Genomic DNA, 24708 nt, shown 5'->3' on the forward strand with positions numbered 1-24708 from the left:
TCGAGGCACTGGCATGAACCCGCCCACAAGGGTTTTAGGCATCAATCCCCCCTTGTCCGCATATGGTGTACAAGACCATAAGGACTTGGGGGAAATAGGCATGTTCGAAACGTCTGTCCAGTCAGGACAGCTCGCGACGATCCTGATTATGGCCGTGGCGCTCGGTTTGGATGCATTTTCACTCGGTATCGGTGTTGGAATGAGAGGCATCCGGCTGAAATATGTCCTGAATGTTAGTTTGATGATTGCTTTTTTCCACATGTTGATGCCGCTGCTTGGGCTGTTCGCCGGCCGTTATATCGGCGCTTTGCTCGGACATGTTACGGGGCTTGCCGCAGGAGGCCTTCTCCTGTTGCTGGGGGGACATATGATTTGGAACTCTTTTCATAAAGAGGAAGGTCGGCCGGTGAATCATACCACGCTGCTCGGAATGCTACTGTATTCGCTTAGTGTCAGTATCGACTCTTTTTCGGTAGGGGTTTCGCTTGGCATGTTCGTGAATGATACGGCGATCATCGTAACGTCTTTCGGCGTGGTCGGAGGCTTAATGTCGATTCTCGGATTGATGCTCGGTCGGAAGGCGGGCAGCAGGCTCGGTGAATATGGAGAAATGACCGGCGGTGTCATTTTGTTGGTATTTGGTTTGATGTTTATATTTTGATACAATGACGGCAGTAAACTTTCGGGGAGGTGGAGACCGTGAAAAACATATTGTTCGTCTGCACCGGCAACACCTGTCGCAGTCCTATGGCCGAAGGTATGCTGCGCAAGCTCGCTAAGGGGAGAGGGATTCCGCTTGAAGTTCGTTCCGCAGGTGTTTCGGCTGCAGAAGGAATGCCAATCTCGCGTCATGCTGAAACAGTACTCCGCGATCAGCAGATCAAGGACGGCATGTCTTCCAAGCCGCTGAGCATAGATCTTGTCGAGTGGGCAGATCTGATTCTGACATTGACGTTATCCCATAAGCAGTATGCGATTCGTCAGTTTCCTTATGCGGCAGACAAGGTTCATACGCTAAAAGAATACGTCGAGAATGATGCGCAGGTACTGACGGATCTGCAGGAGCAGGACAGTCTGCTGGCATCCATGGAGATGATGAGATCCCTAGGCGTTGAGCTTCAGGAGCAAGACAAGGTGAGGTTGATCGAGCTACGGCAGCGTATTCCGAGTTTTGATATTTCCGATCCGTTCGGAGGTTCGCTGGAAGAGTATGAGGCGACAGCGGCAGAAATCCGTTCAGCGCTGTTCCGATTGCTGGACAAGCTGGAGAGAGAGTAAGCAACGTGATTTGCGGGTGTTCAGTTGTCGTTATAGTTGAAGTTATTAATCGATCATAGTTATGAATAAATATCCGTTGCTTTTCTTTTCCGTATGTTTTAAGATGAAGGGGAAAAACACGGATTCCGGTGTAACTGGCGACGAAGTGGATGAAACCACGATGGAGCACCGGAACATACGGCCGGTCGCCTGGGCAAAGAGCAATTGGTGCACGTTACACGTGCGCGGACTGCTCTTTTTTTCGTCTTTTGCTAACAATTTGGGTTATAATGAAACGAGTTGTTATTACGAGCATTTTGTAAATGCCGATACAAAAGATGAAACATACGAGGGGGTTTTTCATATGAAAATTGCATTGGGCACGGATCATGCAGGTATTCGTTTGAAAGAGGAGATCACAGAGGTCATTCGGAATCTCGGGCATGAGGTGGAAGACTTGGGCTGTGGATGTTCCGATTCGGTGGATTATCCTGACTTTGCGCTTCCGGTATGTGAAAAAGTCGTATCCGGAGAAGCTGACCGTGGAATTCTGATCTGCGGAACGGGAATCGGCATGAGCATTGCGGCGAACAAGGTTCCAGGAATTCGCTGTGCGCTGACACATGATGTATTTTCGGCAAAAGCTACCCGCGAGCACAATGACAGCAACGTGCTGGCCCTTGGCGAACGAGTGGTGGGCCCCGGCCTTGCAGCAGAAATCGTTACAGCTTGGCTGACGACAGATTTCAGTCAGGGTGAGCGGCATGTTGGAAGGGTGAACAAAATCAAGGCCATTGAGGAACGCTATCTGAAGGGATAAGTTCGTACTGTAAGGATGGACGTTACTAAAGTCACTAAGTCACTAAGTCACTAAGTCACTAAGTAACTAAGTAACTAAGACATCAGGCAGTTGGCTTTCAGACTATCGTATCCAAGGAGGGCTGAAACACATGACAGATTACCCGGTTGATCATGGCTTGAGAGAACAAACGGTAATGATCATGCGAGAATTGGCTGAGGCTGCAGGCCTCAGGGCAGGTAAGGTGCTGGTCGTCGGGACCAGTACAAGTGAAATCACCGGCCGCCGGATCGGTACCGGCGGTGTGCTGGAGACTGCGCAGCAGGTGCTGGACGGAATCGCAGAGGTACAGGCTGAGTTCGGTTTCGATACGGCTTACCAGTGCTGCGAACACCTGAACCGTGCACTTGTTGTAGAGCGGGAACTACTCGAGCGATTGGGACTGACGGAAGTAGCTGCAGTGCCCGTTCCTAAAGCGGGCGGATCTATGGCGTCTGCTGCTTACCGGAGCTTCCATGATCCGTGTCTGGCTGAGAGCATCTCCGCTCATGCGGGTATCGATATCGGTGAGACGATGATCGGAATGCATCTGCGCCGTGTTGCGGTGCCATTTCGGCCGAGTATCCGGTACATCGGGAAGGCTCGTGTGACAGCGGCAATGACGAGACCTAAGTTGATCGGTGGAGAACGGGCTGTATATCGGATGGAGCAGGAGAATGATAGGGTGGCATGTAATTAGATGTAGTTGTGATTGATGATTAACCATATATTATTTTTTAATTTAGGGAGGATACGAATATGATGGAACATTTGCGCAAGAGTGACCCGGCAGTACTGGAAGCGATGGATTTGGAACTGAAGCGCCAACGCAGCAACATTGAACTTATCGCTTCGGAGAACATTGTAAGTGAAGCGGTTATGGAAGCAATGGGATCCGTGCTGACGAATAAATATGCAGAAGGCTATCCAGGTAAGCGCTACTATGGCGGCTGCGAACGCGTTGATATTGTTGAGGATCTGGCACGTGATCGTGCGAAGCAGCTGTTCGGTGCAGAGCATGCCAACGTTCAGCCTCACTCTGGTGCACAGGCGAACATGGCTGTTTATCTGGCTGCACTGAAACCGGGCGATACAGTACTTGGTATGAACCTGGCACACGGTGGGCACTTGACGCACGGCAGTCCTGTCAATGCATCCGGCCTTCTATATAACTTTGTAGCATATGGTGTGCAGGAAGATACCTTCCTTATTGATTATAACGAAGTGCGCAAAGCAGCCTTCAAACATCGTCCACGTATGATTGTTGCCGGCGCAAGCGCTTATCCGCGAATTATTGATTTTGAAGCACTAGCTTCCATCGCCAACGATGTAGGTGCCTTGTTCATGGTTGATATGGCTCATATTGCAGGGCTTGTTGCTACAGGATTGCATCCGAACCCTGTACCTTACGCACACTTCGTTACCACAACAACTCACAAAACACTGCGCGGACCGCGTGGCGGCTTGATTCTGTGCAAGCAGCCATGGGCTGCAGCTATCGACAAAGCGGTATTCCCGGGCACCCAAGGCGGACCGCTTATGCACGTCATTGCATCCAAGGCAGTTGCGCTAGGTGAAGCGTTGGACCCATCCTTCAAGGAGCATGCTGAAAAAGTGGTGAAGAACGCCAAAGTACTTGCGGACACACTGATTTCTGAAGGACTTAACATCGTATCCGGCGGAACTGATAACCACCTGATGCTGGTAGATACCCGTAATTTGGACATTTCCGGTAAAGACGCCGAGAAAGTGCTGGATTCTATCGGTATTACCGTGAACAAGAACGCGATTCCATTTGACCCTACAAGTCCGTTTGTAACAAGCGGTATCCGGATCGGTACTCCAGCTGTGACTTCCCGTGGCATGGATGAGGAAGCTATGGTTACGATCGGTAAAGTTATTGCTATGACCCTCCGTCAGCCGAAGGATGAGGAAACACTCACTAAAGCTGGACGTATGGTGGCTGAATTGACAGATCAATATCCGCTTTATCCGGAATTAAAATACTAATTAATGCGAACTTGGTTAGGTGAGGTATTGTAAGGTGCTCTTCAGGCCCCGTCTTCGTAGAAGGCGGGGCTTTTGGTTCTGTCAGCGCGATTTGGCATCTTTTTGAACAGAATGGAAACGATAGTATAATGCCAGGTTTTTTTTAAATATAGGAAAGTATGCATTTTTATATGTATACTTGGCCTATATTTCTCCGCGAAACGTGAGCTTCACCGATAAGAACGGTGAAGCCGTTTACACTTGTTCCGCCGGACTTTTACGCAGGTAAGAAACATGACGGATACAGGTGTAAAATCATCTCACGGAGTGATATAATAGACAAGATTTATGGAGCTCACTAGATTTTACGCCCATATTGAACAAGCAGAAACGATTCCGTTGTCCTTTTCCAAAGGGCGATGACGTTTCTGCGAGAAATATAAAAAAGTATAAAAATCCATTTTGTGCTTTCTTATATTTCAACATATCGTAACCAACCGGAGGGACATGACATGGGAAAATTGGTGATTTGTGATCACCCATTGATTCAACACAAACTGACATTTATCCGCGATATGCGGACCAACACGAAGGATTTTCGCGAGCTGGTTGACGAAGTAGCCACACTGATGGCTTATGAGATAACCCGCAGTATTCCGCTGGAATCGATTTCCGTACAAACTCCGGTAGCTGAGACCGAAGGAAAGGTTATTTCCGGCCGTATGCTGGGTCTGATTCCGATTTTGCGTGCCGGTCTGGGTATGCTTGATGGTGTTGTTAAACTGCTGCCTGCGGCTAAGGTAGGTCATGTAGGCCTGTTCCGCGATCCTGAGACTTTGCAGCCGGTGGAGTACTACACGAAACTTCCAACGGATGTAACAGAGCGGGAGTTGATCGTCATTGATCCGATGCTCGCAACGGGAGGGTCCGCTATCGCGGCAATCGACGTCCTGAAGAAACGTGGCTGCACGCAGATCAAGATGATGAACCTGGTGGCTGCACCTGAAGGTGTTAAAGCTGTACAAGAGGCGCATCCCGATGTTGATATCTATGTAGCTGCTTTGGACAAGGGTCTGGATGATCATGGCTATATCATTCCTGGACTAGGTGATGCAGGAGACCGACTTTACGGAACCAAGTAACAACATGTACGTATAAGTATGGAATGTAAGTAAAGAGGGGGAAGCGAACATGTCTAAAGTGAAAGTGATGACCATATTCGGCGTTCGTCCTGAAGCGATCAAAATGGCGCCGCTCATTTTGGAATTGCAGCGTCACCCCGAGCATATTGAATCGGTGGTCTGCGTTACGGCGCAGCACCGTCAAATGCTCGATCAGGTGCTGGACGTGTTTAAGATTGTCCCGGACTATGATCTGGATGTAATGAAAGACCGCCAGACACTGAATGAGATAACCATCCGCGTGCTGGAAGGTTTGGAGCCCGTTCTGCGGGAAGCTAAGCCTGATATCGTGTTGGTACACGGTGATACGCTGACGACGTTCCTTGCCAGTTATGCGGCGTTTTTACAGAAAATTCAAGTTGGGCATGTGGAGGCTGGGCTTCGTACATGGAACAAGCTCTCCCCGTACCCGGAAGAGATGAACCGCCAGCTAACAGGCGTCCTTGCGGATATTCATTTCGCTCCAACAGATTGGTCTGCGGATAACCTACGTAAAGAGAACAAAAACGAGTCAACCATTTACGTCACAGGCAACACAGTAACAGATGTGTTTCAATATACGGTACAGCCCGATTACACACATCCCGTTCTGGACTGGGCGTCAGGCAAACGTCTGATTCTCATGACGGCACATCGGCGTGAATCCCAGGGAGAGCCGCACCGCAATATTTTCCGTGCAATTAAACGTATTGCGGATGAGTTCGAGGATATCGCGATTGTTTATCCGGTTCATCTAAGCCCTACGGTCAGGGAACCTGCACACGAAATCTTGGGCAGTCATCCCCGCATCAAGCTTATCGACCCGCTAGATGTGGTAGACTTTCATAACATCTATGCCCATACACACCTGATCTTAACGGATTCTGGTGGTATGCAGGAGGAGGCTCCTTCGTTCGGCGTGCCTGTATTGGTGCTTCGCGACACGACAGAACGGCCGGAAGGCATAGATGCTGGAACGCTTGAACTGGTGGGAACGAACGAAGAGGATGTTTATGGGCGGACTAAGGCTCTGCTTACCGATAAAGAGTTGTATGACTCCATGAGTCAGGCAGCAAATCCTTACGGTGACGGCCATGCTTCCGAACGCATTGTCAATGCGATTTTGCACCATTTTAGTGTTGTAAATGAACGTCCAGAAAAATTTCACAAAATGTTCACAAAGTCCTAAATAAGTGGCTTCTGGTGATAAAGTTAACAGCATACAGTTATACTGTACGGTTCTGGCGGCGTTTTTCGCAATTGAGATTGCGTAAAACGCCTGATTTTATACGCTAAAATGCAATTTTCGATTGATTGACAAAGCCTTGTCATATTAAGTAAAATGAGTTGGGATTAGAGGTTCATATGAAAAATCCGAATAGTCAAGATCACCCTTGGTTGATTGCACTTTATATTAGTGGTGCCGGTGGATTGCTGGCTGTTTACATCCTTATCGGTTTTTTTGGAGGGAAGTGGCTGGCTGAAATGCTGGACGGGCCCAGATACTGGCTTGCGATTGGAACCGTTACAGGGCTCTTTGTAGGGATTTTGAATATTGCTCTTCTCATTAAAAAGTTTTTGGGGGCGCAAAGTGAATGATTTGACGACATCCATTGTGAACGCTGTAACGAGAGTGACACTGCTCTTATTGTCCGTCCTCTTCATGGGATGGGCTTTATATGTCGACTATCGCCCGATTTTTGTAGGACTTATATTGGGTTTGGCAGGCGGCTTGATCAATGTTCGCTTTCTTTCCTTTAAAGTACGGCAGTTGGCTGACTTGGCAATTAGCCAGGAACGTAAACGGTTCAGCTTTGGATTTGTCACAAGACTTTGCATCGCGTTTCTGATTGTGATGATTGCGGCGAAGCTCGAGCAAGTATCGCTCGGTGCAACCATTGCCGGACTGTTCATCCCCCAACTGTTGACCATTCCAGTCAGCATTATTGTTAGCTTGCGAAACAAGAATTGATTAGCGCTAATTGGAAAGGGGTGAAAACAACTAAATGCATGAATCACCAATTATTAAACTTGGCGGATTTAATCTAGATCTGTCGGCCGTGCTAATGCTTTTGGTAACCGGGATTATTGTATTTGTACTGGCACGGTTATCAGTTCGAAATCTATCCGTAGAGAACCCTTCCAAGCTTCAAAATTTTATGGAATGGGTCGTTGAATTTGTACAAGGTATCGTATCGAGTGCCATGGATCTGAAAAAGGGCAAACCGTACATATCGCTCGGGTTGACATTGATATTGTTTATCTTTGTAGCTAACCTGCTGGGATTGCCGTTTTCTGTAATCACCGATTTACCGGCCGATTTCAAAGTTTTCGGTAAACCGATTTTAGCTACAGTCGGGCTTGAGCCTGGTCACTCTGCGCATGTATTGTGGTGGAAGTCGCCAACAGCAGACGTATCGGTTACCGCGGGACTGGCTCTTGTCGTCTTCCTGCTCATGAACTACTTGGGTCTGAAGCTGAACCGCAAGCACTATCTGAAGCATTACATTGAGCCGTATCCTGTATTCCTGCCGCTGAACATTATTGAGAACCTGGCGAAGCCGGTCGCACTGGCTATTCGTTTGTTCGCTAACATTTTTGCTGGTGAGGTATTGATTACGGTTATTCTGAAGATGGGATTCTTTGGAATTCCGTTCATGGCAGTATGGCAAGGCTTCAGTATATTCATTGGTGCATTGCAAGCCTTTATCTTTACCATCCTGACTATGGTATATATCGGACAAACAACGATTCACGAAGAAGAAGCGCATTAATAAACTCCAAGAAATTCAGGCGCGCATAGCGAAGGATTTCAGCAGAGATATATTATATTACTACAAATTTGAACCAATTTTAAGGAGGATATTTAACAATGGAATATTTGGCAGCAGCTATTGCAGTAGGTTTGGGCGCATTGGGCGCAGGTCTTGGTAACGGTATGATCGTAAGTAGAACAGTAGAATCTATCGCTCGTCAGCCGGAAGCACGTGGTCCATTGCAAACAACGATGTTTATCGGTGTTGGTATCGTCGAGGTAGTTCCACTCGCTGCTACCGTTATCGCTTTCTTGATCATGTTTTCTTAATAACATTACAACGGTTTGGCGGGGAGGGCCGATGCCATCCGCGCCTTCGTTTTGTTAAGAACTGCACTTCGCAATAGTGGAAAGGAGTGACTTCAATGACAGTATTATGGGAAAATATGCTAATTACAATTATTGCATTTGGCGTTCTATACTATTTTCTTAATAAATATGCGTTCAGCAAGCTGTTCGCCATTATGGAGAAGCGTCGTGAATTAGTCATGAGCCAAATGAATGAAGCTTCCCAGACCCGGGAGCAAGCAATTACTTATGTTGAACAACAGAAGCAGGCGCTTGAGCAAGCTCGCCAAGATGCGCATGAAATTATCGAGCGTTCCAAGCAAACAGGTAACAAACAGGCTGAACAGATCCTGGAACTCGCTAACGAAGAAGTGAGCCGTATCAAATCAGAAGCTGTACGCGACATTGAAAGTGAGAAGAACAAGGCGGTTGCTGCACTTCGTGAGGAGCTGGGTAGTGTGTCTGTTAAGATCGCTTCTAAACTGCTTGAGCGGGAAGTGAAGAACGATAACGTACAGGAAGAATTGGTGGATCAATACCTTAAAGAGGTAGGAGGCAGACCATGAGCCAAGATACGGTAGCAGCCAAGCGGTATGCGCGGGCGCTGTTCGAAGTGGCGGCTCAGCAGCAGAAGGGTCTGGAAGTGGAACAGGAATTGAAAGTAGTTGTATCGGCTGTCGAGGGAGACGCTGATATACAGAAGTTCATCTCCACACCCAATATTCCCCGTTCCGTGAAGATGGATGCCTTGAACAAGGCACTCGCAGGAAAAATATCAAAGCCTGTTCTAAACACAATTGAGTTGCTTCTGGAAAAGGGGCGCACAGAGATGTTCGCTGAACTGCTGAACAGCTATGTGAAAATTCAGGGGGCTAGCCTCGGAATGGCCGATGCCACGGTATACTCCACATACTCGCTGAGTGATCAGGAGAAGGAGCAAGTGGCTGCAGAATTCGGACAGATGGCACAGCAGAAAATCCGCGTGACCAATGTCGTTGACGAGAGTTTGCTGGGCGGCTTAAAGGTCGTCATCGGTGACAAGCTGTACGATGGCAGCTTGTCAGGCAAGCTGGATCGTCTTGAAAAGTCTTTTAACAGACAAGCATAGTAGATAGGGGTGAAAACGTTGAGTATCAGACCTGAAGAAATTAGTACTTTAATTAAAAGTCAGATTGAAGAATATAAATCCGACATTGCTGTCTCTGAAGTAGGAACAGTTATTCAAGTAAGTGATGGTATTGCTCGCGTATACGGCCTGGAGAACGCTATGTCCGGGGAATTGCTAGAATTCCCGAACGGCGTCGTAGGTTTGGCGCTCAACCTTGAGGAGAGCAACGTCGGTGTTGTTATCTTGGGACCATATTCCGAGATTAAAGAAGGCGATCAGGTTAAACGTACTGGCCGCATTATGCAAGTTCCTGTTGGCGAAGCTTTGCTCGGCCGCGTTGTTAACCCGCTGGGTCAACCACTTGACGGTAAAGGCCCGATTGCGGCTACTGAATTCCGTCCAGTTGAGGGTAACGCACCGGGCGTTATCGACCGTAAATCTGTACATGAGCCGATGCAAACAGGTATCAAAGCGATCGACGCAATGGTTCCAATTGGCCGCGGACAGCGTGAGTTGATTATCGGTGACCGTCAGACGGGTAAAACAACCATTGCTATTGATACGATTTTGAACCAAAAAGGCAATGGCGTGAAATGTATTTATGTAGCTATCGGACAAAAACAGTCCACAGTTGCACAAGTTGTTGAAACATTGCGCCGTCACGGTGCTTTGGAGTACACCATTATCGTGACTGCTTCGGCTTCCGAGCCAGCTCCACTGCAATATATCGCTCCATATGCAGGTTGTGCAATGGGCGAATACTTTATGTATAAAGGCGAACACGCCCTGATTATCTATGATGACTTGTCGAAGCAAGCAGCGGCATACCGCGAATTGTCCTTGCTCCTTCGCCGTCCTCCGGGTCGGGAAGCTTATCCGGGTGACGTGTTCTATCTGCATTCCCGTTTGCTGGAACGCGCTGCGAAACTTAGCGATGAGCTCGGCGGTGGTTCATTAACCGCTCTGCCATTCATTGAAACACAAGCTTCCGACGTATCCGCATATATTCCTACGAACGTAATCTCGATTACAGACGGACAGATCTTCCTGGAGTCCGAATTGTTCTACTCAGGTCAGCGTCCGGCGATCAACGTGGGTATTTCCGTATCCCGTGTCGGTGGATCTGCACAGATTAAAGCTATGAAGAAGGTTGCCGGCGGTATGAAACTCGACCTGGCCCAATACCGTGAACTTCAAGCATTCTCCCAGTTCGGTTCCGACTTGGATAAATCCACATTGGCTCGTCTGAACCGTGGTTCCAAGCTGATGGAAATTTTGAAACAGGGCGTAAACCAACCGCTGTCCGTTGAACAGCAGGTTGTGAGTTTATATACTGCTGTTAAGGGTTACCTCGATGATATTGAGGTTATTGATGTTCGCCGTTTCGAGAAAGAATTCTTGGCGTTTGTTAATAGCAACAGTCCAGAAATTCTGCAATCGATCCGCGATACTAAAGACTTGGTGGCAGATAACGAGAACGCACTGAAGAGTACCATTGAGCAATTTAAAAAAGGCTTTGCGGCTTCGAAGTAAGCTCCTCGGCTGAGCAATAGGAGGGGAGCCGGGTAATGAATGCCCGGTATCCTCTTTCATTATATGGAATGCTGTCCTTGGCTTAGCCAAAGCTAGGTTAATGCTTAGGAAGTTAGCTTTGTCTTTGCCAAATATTAGTATGCTTACGAAGTAACTTTGGCTTCGCCAAAGTTAAGTTTACGCTTTCGAAGTTAGCTTTGGCTTCGCCAAAGCTTGGTCTGTGCTTACGAAGTTAGCTTTGGCTTCGCCAAAGCTTTAAGGTGGTGAAAACATGGCAAGAGGATTACGTGACATTAAACGGCAGATCAAGAGTATCCAGAACACCAAGCAGATCACCAAAGCAATGGAGATGGTTGCCGCTGCCAAGCTGAGAAGAGCGCAAGAGAAGGCAACTTCCGCCCTTCCTTACTCGGAAAAGCTGAAAGAAGTGGTAGGCAGCATCGCGGCTGGAACCCAAGGGATCAGTCATCCAATGCTGGAGAAGCGCCCAGTTAAGAAAACCGGTTACTTGGTCATTACCTCGGACCGCGGCCTTGCCGGTGCGTCAAACTCCAACATTTTGCGTAAAGTATCGGCTATTCTAGCAGAACGCCATCAGTCTAAGGATGAGTACTCCATCTTCGTTATCGGACGTAAGGGCCGTGATTACTTCCGCCGCCGTGATCTCCCGGTTGTGGAAGAGCTGACAGATTTGTCTGACAGCCCGACATACGCGGACATCAAGTCCATCGCGAACGCGGCAGTACGTCAATATGAGTTGGGTCAGATTGATGAGCTCTTTATTTGCTACAACCGTTTCGTGAATGCTTTAACTCAGGATCCGGAAGTGGACCAATTGCTTCCAATGGAGAACATTGGGGGCGGAGTGAATGTATCCAGCTACGAATATGAGCCATCACCAGAAGGTGTACTGGAGATTTTACTTCCGAAATACGCGGAGACGCTCATTTTCAGTGCGATGCTGAATGCAAAAGCAAGTGAGCTTGGTGCTAAGATGACAGCGATGGGAGCAGCTACGAAAAACGCAAGTAAGATGATTTCCGAGCTGACTCTTACGTACAACCGTGCCCGTCAAGCTGCGATTACACAGGAAATTTCCGAGATTGTGGCCGGTGCCGACGCTCAATAATTTTTATGATTAAAAGATACTGTTACGGATATACGGCATGATATGCCGCTTTACGATGATCGTTCGCTATATAAGGCGGGCGGGTAGGAGGGAAACGAAAAGATGAACAAAGGACGCGTTGTCAGCATTACAGGCGCTGTAGTTGACATTGAATTTCAGCGCGGTCAGCTTCCCGAGATCTTTAACGCCATCAAAATTGAAGGCACCGTGGAAGGCGGCCGTTCTATTGATCTGACTTTGGAAGTATCCAACCATTTGGGTGACAATCTGGTTCGTTGTATCGCGATGTCGTCGACAGACGGTCTCACTCGCGGTCTGGAAGCCGTAGATTTGGGTGCACCTATTACAGTTCCTGTAGGATCTGCTACCCTTGGTCGTGTATTTAACGTGCTGGGTGAACCTATCGATAATGCAGGTGAGGTAGTCTCTGAGACTAGCAACCCGATTCACCGTGAGGCACCCGCTTATGATGAGCTTTCTACACAAGCAGAAATGCTTGAAACTGGAATCAAGGTTATCGACTTGCTGGCTCCATATCAAAAAGGTGGTAAAATCGGCCTTTTCGGTGGTGCAGGTGTAGGTAAAACCGTTGCGATTCAAGAACTGATCAACAACATTGCTCAAGAGCATGGCGGTATTTCCGTATTTGCGGGTGTCGGTGAGCGTACCCGTGAAGGTAATGACCTGTATCATGAGATGAATGATTCCGGCGTTATCAGCAAAACAGCAATGGTGTTCGGACAGATGAACGAACCTCCGGGCGCACGTCTTCGTGTAGCTTTGACAGGTTTAACGATGGCTGAGTACTTCCGTGATCAGGAAGGAAAAGACGTTCTTCTGTTTGTCGACAACATTTTCCGTTTCACTCAAGCAGGTTCTGAAGTATCCGCGCTCCTCGGCCGGATGCCTTCCGCGGTAGGTTACCAGCCAACACTGGCAACCGAAATGGGTCGTCTGCAAGAGCGGATTACGTCTACGAAAAAAGGTTCCGTTACTTCCATTCAAGCAATCTACGTACCGGCGGATGACTATACGGATCCAGCTCCGGCTACGACGTTTGCTCACTTGGATGCAACAACCAACCTGGAGCGTAAAATTTCCGAGAAGGGTATCTACCCAGCGGTGGATCCACTTGCTTCTAGCTCACGGATTCTGGCGCCTGAAATTGTCGGCGAAGAGCATTACAATGTAGCTCAAGGCGTTAAACAAATTCTTGCCCGCTATAATGAGCTTCAAGATATTATCGCGATCCTGGGTATGGATGAGCTGAGTGAGGACGATAAAGCAATCGTTTCCCGTGCTCGTCGTATAGAACGTTTCCTTTCCCAACCGTTCCACGTAGCGGAGGCGTTTAACGGGATGCCAGGTACTTACGTGCCTGTTAAAGAAACCATACGTAGCTTCAAAGAGATTCTGGATGGTAAGCACGATAATCTTCCGGAAGCTGCTTTCCTGTTCGTCGGCACAATCGAAGAAGCAGTAGAAAAAGCAAAAACTATGTAAGCTGACGCTCCGTGATCGGCGGGCCGTCCGTACAACTACGAACGACGCCTGCTACGCGAGTTTTCTGCGGAAAACGGTGAGGAGGGATGGAAGTGAGCACCTTTTTGTTAGAAATCGTAACACCAGACCGTCTCGTTTATTCCGAGCAGGTTAACAGTGTTACGGTGCGCGGGGTCGAAGGGGAACTGGGAATTTTGCCAGGACACATCCCGTTTGTAACTCCACTTCAGGTAGCGCCTTTGTTCGTGAAGATCGGAAACGAAAGAACCTCTTTTGCTGTACAAGGGGGCTTTGTGGAGGTCCGAAAGGATAAGGTTGTTATTTTGGCGGAGAGCGCTGAGAGAGCGGGAGAAATCGATCTGGAGCGTGCTGAAGCCGCGAAGGAACGTGCTGAAACCCGTCTGCATGTGCGCGGACGACAAGATGAAATCGACCACCGACGTGCTGAATTGGCTCTTCAACGGGCAATGAACCGGATTAACATATCCGGCGGCAAAGGACAGTAAGATAAAAGGATTAAAGGCAGTCCGCTATGAACAGCGGGCTGCCTTTTTTGCTATAAGAGATAAGAAAGTATAAACTTTGGAGTAAACTGTATCCCATTCGCAAGAAAAAAAGTAATAGAGGTTGTTCAAAAAGTCCGCTTTTGATCACGAACTAATAGCTTTATATCTTTTAAGCAAACGTGTGCACCGTCATAAAAAACTAGCTTAATAGCTAATAATTCATTTTTGTGACCTTCTGATCAATTTTTTTTATTTCCAAGGAAATGGTATGAGAAAGTACTGGATTCTTACCGCTCTGACAAGTATTATAGAAGAGTCGGTCCTTTTGAGGATGATATATATCGAAATAATGGAGGAGGGAGCAATGAATCAGGATTTTTCGAACACTGTTACCGGTGCCGTTGGCATAAGCGGATTGTTATCTATTGTCATTTCGCTTGTCTGTATAGCGCTGGCGTGGTGGGCATTGCAAACTTTAAAGTTAGATTTGGTAATCCGCAATCCCAAAAGCCCACAGGGTAAGTTGCTGCATTTGCTGCTTGCAGTGGTGCTCGGACGTTTTGTAGCCGAATTCTTTATCGACTATGTCATGTGGAGCCAAATGATCCGATATATGTTTTGAAGCTGTTTAGTATGTTTGTTTTAATTATGGTTTGAATGGTTATATCTCTGTTAGGTTGCTGAGCGTAAGATGTCGAATAAACACATTTTATTATGTCAACACTGAAAATAAGTATTCTAACCGGGCGAACCTTACGACTTCCGGACTATAATGTTCACCCGTTTATGAACTCTGTCACCAAGAATAATATCCAGCATAGGCTACTTATACAGAGCCAGACTGCGTATAACCGGATGTTTCTCACAAAGATATCAGGAACATCATTAACAATTGAGGTAATAGCTTCTTGATGGCAGAAATTAGTCCTAAAATCGCTTGAAAGACGAAAAACATCAATGATAAGATGGAAGTTAGTGAATTAGCAATTCTTTAATCAATGAATTATATTACAGCAAAATTATGGACGCGGAGGGAAACCATGATGAGCAAATTTATCGTCCGCGGTGGCAAAAGACTGACCGGAAGCGTCAAAGTCAGCGGAGCAAAAAATTCAGTTCTTCCGATCATCGCTGCCTCTCTTTTAGGGGAAGTAGGAGAAAGTGTCATTATCGATGCGCCTCCTCTTGACGATGTAATCACAATCAGCAAAGTATTGGAGTCGCTTGGTGCAGGCGTTACATATCAAGACGAAGTCATACGTGTAAATGCAGAGCACATAACTACATGTGAAGCACCTTATGAGTGGGTGCGGAAGATGCGCGCCTCTTTTTTGGTCATGGGACCACTTCTGGCACGTTGCGGTCGAACCCGCATCTCACTTCCGGGCGGATGCGCTATCGGTACAAGACCGATTGATCAGCATCTAAAAGGTTTTGAAGCGCTAGGCGCGGAGATCAGTCTCGGGCAGGGGTATATTGAAGCTAAAAGTAACGGGAGGCTTCGTGGTGCAAAGGTTTATCTTGATGTTGCCAGCGTAGGTGCTACCGAAAATATTATGATGGCTGCCACATTGGCAGAAGGCGTAACAACAATCGAAAATGCGGCGAAAGAGCCGGAAATTGTCGATTTGGCTAATTATTTGAATGGCATGGGTGCCATTATTCGCGGAGCAGGTACCGGCATCATTCGTATCGAAGGTGTCGAGAAGCTGCATGGTGTGAAGCATCATGTTATTCCGGATCGTATTGAAGCAGGAACCTTTATGGCTGCTGCCGCAATCACCGGTGGTGATGTGTATGTGGAAGGCGCTATTGCGGATCATTTGGGACCGGTAATTTCCAAAATGGAAGAAATGGGCGTAACGATTCAGCCGGATGAAAACGGAGTTCGCGTCATTGCGGATAAGCCACTGAAGGCTGTAGACGTTAAGACCTTACCATATCCAGGATTCCCTACAGATATGCAATCACAGATGATGGCTCTCCTGCTCGTTTCCGAAGGCACAAGCGTGGTTACAGAAACGGTGTTTGAGAATCGCTTCATGCATGTGGATGAATTCCAGCTGATGAATGCTGAAATCAAAGTGGAAGGCCGTTCGGCCATTGTGACCGGAGGTTCCCGTTTAACGGGGGCGAAGGTATGCTCAACGGATCTTCGAGCCGGCGCTGCTCTGATTTTGGCGGGACTAGTTTCGGAAGGAACGACTGAGGTTAGTGGTATTCACCACATTGACCGCGGATATGTTCATTTGGCTGAGAAGCTCTCCGGATTGGGCGCAGATATCTGGCGTATTTCGACAGAGGAAAAGGATTACGAAAAAGTGTCCAAGACCACTAAGGCCGAAGACAGCAAGTTGTTCAAAGTACAGCCGACTTGGGTGTAATAACAATCTACAACTTCATATGATGGAACATGATTTTTATACGAAGGGCCCTGCCGTAATGGTAGGGTCTTTTTGTGTCCAAGAAAATATCCGGTAAAGGTGAAAACAGCAAAAACAGCATAGATATAAGCCAGTGTAGATATAACCAGCAGGGATATAACCAAATAGAGGTTGTCCACGGTTCGACGTGGTTTTGGTTAGAATTACTATATGGTATAGACGACGGATCGTATCAAACAGTTTTAAAAGAAAGAAAAAATATTTAAATGGCTTATCACTTAAGTTAGCGCTTGACGATTATTAATAATGGAATGGGTTACAAACATTAGTTGTATGTTATACAACATTGGAGAAGCAGAATGCCTGAATCGTCTGATATTGTTGTAGATTCTACAGCAATTTCTCATGGAAAGAGGTAAATAAATAATTCCCTATCCTTATTGTTGTATTGTATGCAACAATCTGTCCTTCGCCGCTATATCAAGAAATAGAGTTGCACTTTATACAACATTGGCTGAATTCTGCTGGATTTTATGAGTAGTGTCACAACACAAGTTGATTTAAGTACTGGCGTGCCTTAAATCATATGGACTGCTGACATTTGTCAAACAACTATGGTTGAGTAGAGCCATTTAATTGTTCAATATAATCGACAGTTGTCATGCAAGGTGCGTGGAATCTGATGCAGTTTATACAAGAAAATCTCGTGGTGACATTTGAGGTAACCCCTAGCTCTCTCTTAAAAAGGGTTCTATCAACTGAAAGGCTCTCATATTAATGAGTACTAGCAATTAGAGGAGCAGAAGCACTTATAGAATTGGTGACGAAAGCTTATATGCTCTAATCTGTACAAAGGAGAGAGCCGAATGAAAGATTCGAAGGTTCGAATACAAATTCCGGTTACTCCGGAAAAAGAACGCCAACCGGGTAATCAGGATAGGAGACAGAAAGAGGGACTCCATATTGTTAATGGATCAAAAACACCTGTTCTGGAGTGGAAGTTTCCGCCGCTAGAGAAGACGGCTGGGGAAACGGAGGATAAAGATAGATCTGATAGCAATTCGTCATCAGGAAAGGCATCTGAAAAAAAGGATAAAATGATAGACCAATCAAAAGTTGAATCAGTAGAGCGACTTGATACATTAGAGGTGGTAGGTACATCAGGAGGGGGAAGAGAAAGGATACAGGGAGGCAGGTCCGATAAGAAGGCTAGGATGGAAGTAGGCTCAATGAATAGCGATATAGAGGATCGAGAGCGAACATTGAGCAGTTCGCCAATAGGTGATGCGTACAACTCTGCTGCTGGACAAAATGGGATTGGGCAGCCTGGGGCCGAGACTCGTTTTACTGGCCAGTCTGGCAGTAGAAGCTTCGCGGCCCCGGTTCGTGCCGCTACACAGCATGATGATGGGGACCTTGCGTCTGGACCTCGTATTGCTCCACAGTCTGGTGATGAGGTTCCTGCAACTATGTCTCACGCAGAGGGACAGCCAGGGAGTGGGGGCCCTGCGGTCTCGTCCCGTTCTGCGGAACACCTTGACGGTGGGGTCTCTGCGCCCTCGCATCGCGTCGCAACAGAACTTGGCGGTGAGGTCTCTGCGCCCTCGCATCGCACCACTGCAGAACCTGGCGGTGGGGACACTGTTCCCCCGCCTCGCAGCGGAGACCCCGCCGCTTCGCTCGGCGGGTCCCGCTCCGCGCCGCCTCCTGCCGGCGGCGGCGCACCGCGTGAGGGCCGCACGTTCCGTGCGCGGCCCTCACGCTTCCGGCGCCGCGGCTTTGCCGCGCGGCGCCCTGCGGCCCCCGGCCGGCGGGTGCGGCTGCACCCCGCCGTCTGGGCCGCCGCGGGCCTGCTGGCCCTCGCGCTCGCGTTGCCGCTGCTTGTAGTCGCCCCAGGCGACCACAAGCCCGCACCGCCCGCGCCCGGGCCGGCGCCCGCCCCTTCCGCCGCTCCGCAGGCGGCGGAAGAACCGATGGTGTCCGTCTACTTAACGAAGACGGACACCGTAGAAACCCTCCCGCTGGAAACCTACATTATCGGCGTTGTAGCCGCCGAAATGCCGGCGGAATTCCAGCTGGAGGCTCTCAAGGCGCAGGCCATCGCTGCACGGACGTTCATCGTGCAGCGGCTAAAGTCCGGCGACAAGAGCGGTGTACCGGACAACAAGAGTGATGTAACCGATACGATTGCCCATCAAGCATACATATCGAAGGAGAAACTGGAGAAGGAATGGGCGGCTCTTGGCAAAGAAGGTGAGCTGGCTAAGCTGCGTCAGGCTGTGGAGGAAACGAAAGGGATTGTGATGACGTACAAAGGTAAGCCGATCACGGCTTCTTTTTTCTCGACCAGCAATGGCTATACGGAAAATTCAGAGGATTATTGGAAGAACGAGATTCCGTATCTTCGAAGTGTGGAGAGTCCATGGGACAAACAAATCTCTCCTAAATATAAAACTACCGTCCGGATGCCTCGTGATGAATTTATTGAGCGTCTGGGATTATCGGATACAGCCATTCCAGTGTCGGTGTCAACATCAAGTGGAAGCTCTAGCTTATGGAAAGTAATCTCGTATACGAAAGGAAACCGTATTAATGAAGTGAGAGTTGGGGGCAAAAAATTTACAGGTAGGGAAATAAGAGAGAGATTAGATTTGCGCTCTAGTCAATTCAGCTGGAGTTTGAAAGACGGAGAGGTAGAGATCGTCTCCTACGGCTATGGCCACGGTGTAGGCATGAGCCAGTACGGCGCAGAAGGAATGGCAAGGGAAGGCTATAAGGCGAAGGAGATTCTGCAACACTATTATACCGACATTTCTTTTGACGAAACTTCAAAACTTCTCTCTTCAAAAAAATAATAGAGATGCACGTATAAAAGAGTTTACCCCGGTAACAATGATTACTGAGGTGATTGCAAATGAATGAACAGAACAAGAATAGTCAACCCCGCGAAGAAGCTCCTAAAACAGCTCAAGGAGTACCGGCGGCAACGTCGTCTTCGTGGAAAAAAATGTTGTCCAAACGGTGGGTGTACCCGGCAGCTTATCTGGCAGCAGCGGCAATTATACTAACCCTCGTGTGGGTCTACCAGGACGCCAGCCAAAAACCGCTGAAAGAGCAGACGGCTATAACAGAATCCGATAAGGGAGCCGAGGCGAAGACTGCAGCGGGTGGTAAACAAGAGGAAGCCGTGGAAGTCATCGCAAATTCACAGAGTATGATCTGGCCGACAGCTGATGGCGCAGAAGCTACTATTGTAAAGCCGTTCTACGATGCGAATGCTTCGGCTGACGAGCATCAGGAAGCTATGGTGCAGTATAACGACACCTTTACGCCGAATCTTGGTATTGACCTGGCCCGTAAAGATGACAAGACGTTTGATGTAACTGCAGCGCTCGATGGCAAAGTAACCCGTGTTGAAGATCATCCGGTTAATGGAACTGTGGTGGAAATCACCCATCCTGGAGATCTGAAGACCGTGTATCAAAGCTTGAGCGGTGTGAAGGTGGAGCAGGGTAAAGAAGTAAAGCAGGGCGAGACGATTGCTTCTGCGGGACACAGCGAGTTTGAAAAAGACCTTGGCAACCACGTACACTTCGAAGTGTACGATGGTGAAAACCTGGTTAACCCGATAGAGCTTCTTCCGAAAAATTAAATTTTTTAGATGATACAACGCGCCCACCGCGCATGAAAGGCAGGATGAATCCCTGCCTTTTTTTCTTTGTCCTCAAGGCTTTGGAAGCACCGGGCACCCTGACAGACACCCAATAAAATGGACCAAAGCGCTCAGTCAGGTCAGCATGTCCCTAAAATAAATGGGACTGATGAAGCTTGTCACCCCGTGAAACCGCGAATATCCCGCCATGCCACTCATATAATGTACCAAACTATCCACACAGTAGGGAGGCGGGAGCGTGCACGATTACATCAAAGAGCGGACCATTAAGATCGGACGCTGTATCGTGGAAACGAGGCATACGGTTCGGACAATTGCCAAAGAATTTGGCGTGTCGAAAAGCACGGTGCATAAGGACTTGACCGAACGTCTGCCGGAGATTAACCCGGACTTGGCGGATCAGGTTAAGCATATTCTCGAGTACCACAAGTCGATCCGCCACCTGAGAGGCGGCGAAGCCACCAAGATTAAATACAAAAAGACGACCAGTGGCAGTCGTGAGCCTGTTACAACGGCGAAATCCTAATTATAGGGCTTAGGTCGCTAGATTGACGTTGAATCCCTCCCCTGAAGTATGATATGTTAAAAGATGGTATCATATCGAATGATGAGACCTTGTTATGCCGAATAGCATCATGCCATGCTGCTATTTGTCGATCCTCGGCAGTTATGCTCGGGACCAACATTCACGTACCATAAAATAACACTTTGGGGGCTTTTCATGATGCTTAGCAAGGATATTGGAATCGATCTCGGGACAGCAAACGTGCTTATTCACGTCAAAGGGAAGGGGGTAGTGCTAGACGAACCTTCCGTAGTGACCATTGAGAGCGAGAACAAAAGAGTCCTTGCCGTCGGGGAAGATGCACGGCGTATGATTGGGCGTACCCCAGGCAACATTATGGCGATCCGCCCGCTCCGGGATGGGGTCATCGCTGATTTTGAAATTACGGAAACGATGCTTAAGTATTTTATTGACCGCGTAGGCGCTCGCAGCTGGTACAGCCGCCCCCGTATCCTCATTTGCGCACCGACGAATATTACGTCTGTGGAGCAGAAGTCGATCCGGGAAGCGGCAGAACACAGCGGTGCCAAAGATGTGTTCCTGGAGGAAGAGCCTAAAGCAGCAGCGATTGGCGCAGGCATGGATATATTCCAGCCTAGTGGCAACATGGTCGTGGACATTGGGGGCGGCACAACAGACGTGGCCGTCCTGTCCATGGGCGATGTGGTGACTGCCGCTTCCATCAAAATGGCAGGGGACAAGTTCGACGAGGCCATAACAAAATACATTAAGAATAAATATAAATTGCTTATCGGAGAACGCACAGCTGAAGATTTAAAAGTATCCATCGGTACCGTCCGTCCGGATGGACGTCAGGCGGAGATGGATATCCGCGGTCGGGATATGGTTTCAGGTCTGCCAATTACGGTGACGGTAACCTCTGCTGAGGTGCAGGAAGCGTTGTGGGATCCAATCTCATCGATCGTTGTGGCGGCAAAATCGGTTCTTGAGCGGACACCGCCAGAGCTTTCAGCTGACATTATTGATCGTGGCGTTATATTGACAGGCGGTGGTGCACTGCTTCACGGAGTGGACGAGCTTCTGACGGAGGAGCTGCGCGTGCCGGTGTTGATTGCTGAAGATCCGATGCACTGCGTTGTAAAGGGAACGGGCATTATGCTCGATAATTTGGATAAAGTGGTTAAGAAACGATTCTAATCTTCCGATATAAATAGGTAAATGAATTGAAGGGAAGTGCCTTCATGTTAAGAGGACTTTATAACGCAGCTGCAGGTATGATCACACAAGAGCGGCGTCATGATACCATAACGCAAAATATCGTTAACGTTAATACGACAGGGTACAAGCAGACGGACAGCGTTCAGCGCTCGTTCCCTGAAGTGCTCGTCTCCATGATCGGCGGTGAGCCAGGTAACGAGCACCGTACACTCGGTAAGTTGAGTACAGGTGTGTTTGCGGAAGAGAGCTTGTCGCTGCATAAACAGGGAGATCTCCGTGAAACGGGGCAAACTTCCGATTTCGCCATCGTTTCCGAGTTAGGGCTCGTTGATCCGGCAACCGGGGAGAACATGACTTTTGACGCTTCGGGCAAATATATTGATGGGAACGGTGAAGTGATTTACCGACCACAAGCTTTTTTCACGGTACAAGATGAGAATGGGGAAGTAAGGTACACGAGAAACGGACAATTTCATGTGAACCAGGATGGAAATCTACTGACATCTACCGGATACCAAGTATTGGATGCCAATAACGCGCCAATTGTATTGACAGGCCAAGCCGGTAACTTTACAGTGAATGAGCAAGGGCAAATCGTGGGGGAAGACGGTAATCCTACTGGCGTTAGGCTGGGAATAAGTGTGGTAGGCAAGCCTCATGAGCTGGTCCGGGAAGGCAACGGCGTTTTTCGCCTCAACAGCACGGATGGAGAAGGTGCACGTTTTCTCGCCGCAGGTGATAATGCGATCGTTCGTCAAGGCTTTATCGAAGCGTCCAATGTGGACCCTTCACAATCGATGGTTGAACTGACCGCAGCACTCCGTGCGTATGAGACGAACCAAAAGGTCGTTCAATTCTATGATAAGTCTCTCGAGAAGGCTGTTAATGAGATCGGCAGAGTCTGATAAAGTATCTGTCTATAAAGCTAATGTCTACACCACAGGAGGTTTAACGTATGAATAACTCCATGATTAGCGCCATGGTGTCCATGAACGCGATTCAACAGCGGCTGGATGTGATTGCTGATAATATCGCGAATGTAGATACGATTGGTTATAAGAGCAAGAATTCATCTTTTGAAGATGTGCTGACTCAGGTGCAGGGACATCATAAAGATTTCACTTTGGCTGGAAGAGCTACGCCTCCGGGATACACGATGGGTTTTGGCGCGAGGCTCGCGTCGATTGTTGAGAATATGGAGCCAGGTTCCCATAAGGAAACAGGGGACCCGCTCGATCTTGCGATTGAGGGTAACGCGATGTTTGCGGTGCAAGGTAACGGCGTTATCGCGTATACCCGCGAAGGTGGCTTTCATGTATCGCCTGACCCGCAAAATCCAGGCTTCGTGAACCTGGTGAACAACCAGGGCTATAAGGTACTGGACCAAGATAACAACCCGATCCTTATTCCCGAGAACGGTAAAGTTGCTATAGATGCAGCAGGACAGGTCCTGGTTGAAACCCCTTTAGGGCGGTCTGTTACCGGAGTGCTGAAGCTCGCTGAGCTGCAGCGTCCGGAAGGACTGGTACAGATGGATGGGAACCTGTACATGCTTGCTGCTGGCTTAACGGAGGCGGAGGTGTTCGAACAGACAGCGGCTAATGCTGGTCAGCCGCCGAAATCAGAAATTCGATCCGGCTTCTTGGAGCAGTCCAATGTGAATTATTCGGCAGAAATGACGAAAATGATGGAAGTTCAGCGGTCATATCAGCTGGCTGCACGTGCACTGAGCTCCAGCGACACCATGATGAACCTTGCCAACACTATGCGAGGATAGGTGGTATGAAGCGTGAGTGAAGCTAGTGAACCAGCACGGCGTAAGAGATCTGGATGGAAAATTGCGTTCAGAATTATGATTCCAATCTTTCTGCTGCTGGCGCTGGCCGGTGGAATGGTTTGCGGTTATGTCATTTTAGGTAAACGGGATATCGGTGAAGCCTTCGAGTGGAGTACTTGGAAACATGTTTATGATTTGGTCTTTGCTCCTTAATCGGAGCGGGGATTTGACAACGAATAACGAATTGAAACTCCCTTAGGGAGTTTTCTTTTTTTTCAGTATAACGGTATAATGGGATGGACTATTTCATCAATAGCTTAAAAAAGGGCCTCCTCCCAGGTAGATGCCTGTAGAGAAAGCCCCTTATCTCAACCTTCACGTCTGCAGTCGTGGAAGGATATCCTTAGTTTTTTCCGTAAACGCCTTATTTTATGCATGATTTGGCATGAAGCTGGCCTCTGTGGAACGATTCACATCTTTCACAGGCGGTGTGTGGCGGGTACGTATATAAGAAAGGAGTTTTTTTGTGCTGAACATCGGACAGATTCAAGAGATTATTCCTCATCGCCCACCGTTCCTGCTCGTGGACAAAATTGTGGAGATCGAGGACGGCAAGCGTGCCGTGGGAATCAAGAACGTTACGATTAACGAGCCTTTTTTTGTTGGTCATTTTCCGGAATACGCTGTGATGCCTGGTGTGCTGATTGTTGAAGCTCTTGCTCAGGTAGGGGCCGTGGCCATGCTTAGCGTAGAGAGTAACCGTGGTAAGCTCGGTTTCCTCGCGGGCATTGACGGGTTCCGTTTTCGTGGGCAGGTTGTGCCGGGAGACACACTGCGCCTTGAAGTGGAAATCATCCGCCTCAAAGGTATGATCGGCAAAGGAAAGGCGACCGCTACCGTAGATGGCCGCATCGTCGCCGAAGGCGAGATTATGTTCGCGCTACAAGACAAAGCGTAAGTGAAACTCCGTTAACCATATTCTTTGGATAAGGAAGGGAAGAAAC

Annotated in this window: 27 protein-coding genes and 1 riboswitch; all 27 genes read left to right on the forward strand. The window is 48.3% G+C overall.

Annotation, left to right across the window (positions count from 1 at the left end; genetic code table 11):
• Window positions 1-100 precede the first annotated feature (100 nt).
• Entirely contained in the window at window positions 101-661 is a 561-nt protein-coding gene (locus AC2TF5_RS01940) for a manganese efflux pump MntP (protein ID WP_491300610.1), read from the forward strand.
• Window positions 662-699: 38 nt separating this feature from the next.
• Window positions 700-1278: a low molecular weight protein arginine phosphatase gene (locus AC2TF5_RS01945; protein ID WP_491300611.1), complete on the forward strand. Its 579-nt coding sequence runs from the start codon at window positions 700-702 to the stop codon at window positions 1276-1278.
• Between the two features lie 120 nt (window positions 1279-1398).
• A riboswitch (ZMP/ZTP riboswitch) is annotated at window positions 1399-1480 on the forward strand.
• Between the two features lie 141 nt (window positions 1481-1621).
• The gene (rpiB, locus tag AC2TF5_RS01950; RefSeq protein ID WP_208917450.1) at window positions 1622-2077 is read left to right on the forward strand and encodes a ribose 5-phosphate isomerase B; all 456 of its coding nucleotides are present in this window, start codon (window positions 1622-1624) and stop codon (window positions 2075-2077) included.
• Between the two features lie 130 nt (window positions 2078-2207).
• Window positions 2208-2795 carry a TIGR01440 family protein gene (locus AC2TF5_RS01955; RefSeq protein WP_491300612.1) on the forward strand — a complete coding sequence of 196 codons (588 nt, stop codon included), beginning with the start codon at window positions 2208-2210 and terminating at the stop codon, window positions 2793-2795.
• A gap of 59 nt (window positions 2796-2854) precedes the next feature.
• The gene (gene glyA, locus AC2TF5_RS01960; protein ID WP_491300613.1) at window positions 2855-4105 is read left to right on the forward strand and encodes a serine hydroxymethyltransferase; all 1251 of its coding nucleotides are present in this window, start codon (window positions 2855-2857) and stop codon (window positions 4103-4105) included.
• Between the two features lie 491 nt (window positions 4106-4596).
• On the forward strand, window positions 4597-5226 hold the full coding sequence (upp, locus tag AC2TF5_RS01965) for a uracil phosphoribosyltransferase (protein WP_208917452.1): 630 nt from the start codon (window positions 4597-4599) through the stop codon (window positions 5224-5226).
• A gap of 49 nt (window positions 5227-5275) precedes the next feature.
• Window positions 5276-6433: a non-hydrolyzing UDP-N-acetylglucosamine 2-epimerase gene (gene wecB, locus AC2TF5_RS01970; RefSeq protein ID WP_491300614.1), complete on the forward strand. Its 1158-nt coding sequence runs from the start codon at window positions 5276-5278 to the stop codon at window positions 6431-6433.
• A gap of 176 nt (window positions 6434-6609) precedes the next feature.
• On the forward strand, window positions 6610-6843 hold the full coding sequence (locus AC2TF5_RS01975; protein WP_491300615.1) for an AtpZ/AtpI family protein: 234 nt from the start codon (window positions 6610-6612) through the stop codon (window positions 6841-6843).
• Window positions 6836-7216 carry an ATP synthase subunit I gene (locus AC2TF5_RS01980; protein WP_491300616.1) on the forward strand — a complete coding sequence of 127 codons (381 nt, stop codon included), beginning with the start codon at window positions 6836-6838 and terminating at the stop codon, window positions 7214-7216. The genes AC2TF5_RS01975 and AC2TF5_RS01980 overlap by 8 nt, the downstream gene beginning before the upstream one ends.
• A gap of 34 nt (window positions 7217-7250) precedes the next feature.
• The gene (atpB, locus tag AC2TF5_RS01985; RefSeq protein ID WP_491300617.1) at window positions 7251-8018 is read left to right on the forward strand and encodes a F0F1 ATP synthase subunit A; all 768 of its coding nucleotides are present in this window, start codon (window positions 7251-7253) and stop codon (window positions 8016-8018) included.
• Window positions 8019-8116: 98 nt separating this feature from the next.
• Window positions 8117-8329: a F0F1 ATP synthase subunit C gene (gene atpE / locus AC2TF5_RS01990; RefSeq protein WP_208917457.1), complete on the forward strand. Its 213-nt coding sequence runs from the start codon at window positions 8117-8119 to the stop codon at window positions 8327-8329.
• Window positions 8330-8424: 95 nt separating this feature from the next.
• On the forward strand, window positions 8425-8913 hold the full coding sequence (gene atpF, locus AC2TF5_RS01995) for a F0F1 ATP synthase subunit B (RefSeq protein ID WP_491300618.1): 489 nt from the start codon (window positions 8425-8427) through the stop codon (window positions 8911-8913).
• Window positions 8910-9455 carry a F0F1 ATP synthase subunit delta gene (locus AC2TF5_RS02000; protein WP_491300619.1) on the forward strand — a complete coding sequence of 182 codons (546 nt, stop codon included), beginning with the start codon at window positions 8910-8912 and terminating at the stop codon, window positions 9453-9455. Before atpF ends, AC2TF5_RS02000 begins: the two co-directional genes overlap by 4 nt.
• An 18-nt stretch (window positions 9456-9473) precedes the next feature.
• The gene (gene atpA / locus AC2TF5_RS02005; RefSeq protein WP_491300620.1) at window positions 9474-10988 is read left to right on the forward strand and encodes a F0F1 ATP synthase subunit alpha; all 1515 of its coding nucleotides are present in this window, start codon (window positions 9474-9476) and stop codon (window positions 10986-10988) included.
• 271 nt (window positions 10989-11259) lie between these two features.
• Window positions 11260-12117, forward strand: a complete 858-nt coding sequence (atpG, locus tag AC2TF5_RS02010; RefSeq protein ID WP_491300621.1) for an ATP synthase F1 subunit gamma — start codon at window positions 11260-11262, stop codon at window positions 12115-12117.
• A gap of 102 nt (window positions 12118-12219) precedes the next feature.
• Window positions 12220-13620 (forward strand): F0F1 ATP synthase subunit beta, encoded by a 1401-nt coding sequence (gene atpD, locus AC2TF5_RS02015; protein ID WP_491300622.1) that lies wholly within the window; start codon window positions 12220-12222, stop codon window positions 13618-13620.
• A gap of 92 nt (window positions 13621-13712) precedes the next feature.
• The gene (locus tag AC2TF5_RS02020; protein ID WP_491300623.1) at window positions 13713-14126 is read left to right on the forward strand and encodes a F0F1 ATP synthase subunit epsilon; all 414 of its coding nucleotides are present in this window, start codon (window positions 13713-13715) and stop codon (window positions 14124-14126) included.
• A 364-nt stretch (window positions 14127-14490) separates the two neighbouring features.
• A complete protein-coding gene (locus tag AC2TF5_RS02025; RefSeq protein ID WP_491300624.1) occupies window positions 14491-14748 on the forward strand; it encodes a DUF1146 family protein in 258 nt (85 codons plus the stop codon).
• Between the two features lie 421 nt (window positions 14749-15169).
• Window positions 15170-16510 carry a UDP-N-acetylglucosamine 1-carboxyvinyltransferase gene (murA, locus tag AC2TF5_RS02030; RefSeq protein ID WP_491302785.1) on the forward strand — a complete coding sequence of 447 codons (1341 nt, stop codon included), beginning with the start codon at window positions 15170-15172 and terminating at the stop codon, window positions 16508-16510.
• A gap of 866 nt (window positions 16511-17376) precedes the next feature.
• Entirely contained in the window at window positions 17377-19365 is a 1989-nt protein-coding gene (gene spoIID / locus AC2TF5_RS02035) for a stage II sporulation protein D (protein ID WP_491300625.1), read from the forward strand.
• A 59-nt stretch (window positions 19366-19424) separates the two neighbouring features.
• Window positions 19425-20162 (forward strand): peptidoglycan DD-metalloendopeptidase family protein, encoded by a 738-nt coding sequence (locus tag AC2TF5_RS02040; protein WP_491300626.1) that lies wholly within the window; start codon window positions 19425-19427, stop codon window positions 20160-20162.
• A 259-nt stretch (window positions 20163-20421) separates the two neighbouring features.
• Window positions 20422-20709 carry a sporulation transcriptional regulator SpoIIID gene (gene spoIIID, locus AC2TF5_RS02045; RefSeq protein ID WP_491300627.1) on the forward strand — a complete coding sequence of 96 codons (288 nt, stop codon included), beginning with the start codon at window positions 20422-20424 and terminating at the stop codon, window positions 20707-20709.
• Window positions 20710-20907: 198 nt separating this feature from the next.
• On the forward strand, window positions 20908-21906 hold the full coding sequence (locus AC2TF5_RS02050) for a rod shape-determining protein (protein WP_491302786.1): 999 nt from the start codon (window positions 20908-20910) through the stop codon (window positions 21904-21906).
• A 44-nt stretch (window positions 21907-21950) separates the two neighbouring features.
• On the forward strand, window positions 21951-22832 hold the full coding sequence (locus AC2TF5_RS02055; RefSeq protein ID WP_491300628.1) for a flagellar hook-basal body protein: 882 nt from the start codon (window positions 21951-21953) through the stop codon (window positions 22830-22832).
• 50 nt (window positions 22833-22882) lie between these two features.
• Window positions 22883-23704 (forward strand): flagellar hook-basal body protein, encoded by an 822-nt coding sequence (locus AC2TF5_RS02060; protein WP_491300629.1) that lies wholly within the window; start codon window positions 22883-22885, stop codon window positions 23702-23704.
• Between the two features lie 12 nt (window positions 23705-23716).
• Entirely contained in the window at window positions 23717-23917 is a 201-nt protein-coding gene (locus AC2TF5_RS02065) for a DNA-directed RNA polymerase subunit beta (RefSeq protein WP_491300630.1), read from the forward strand.
• 313 nt (window positions 23918-24230) lie between these two features.
• Entirely contained in the window at window positions 24231-24662 is a 432-nt protein-coding gene (gene fabZ / locus AC2TF5_RS02070; RefSeq protein WP_491300631.1) for a 3-hydroxyacyl-ACP dehydratase FabZ, read from the forward strand.
• The last annotated feature ends 46 nt before the right edge of the window (window positions 24663-24708 follow it).

The organism is Paenibacillus sp. JNUCC 34 (genome assembly GCF_058269055.1).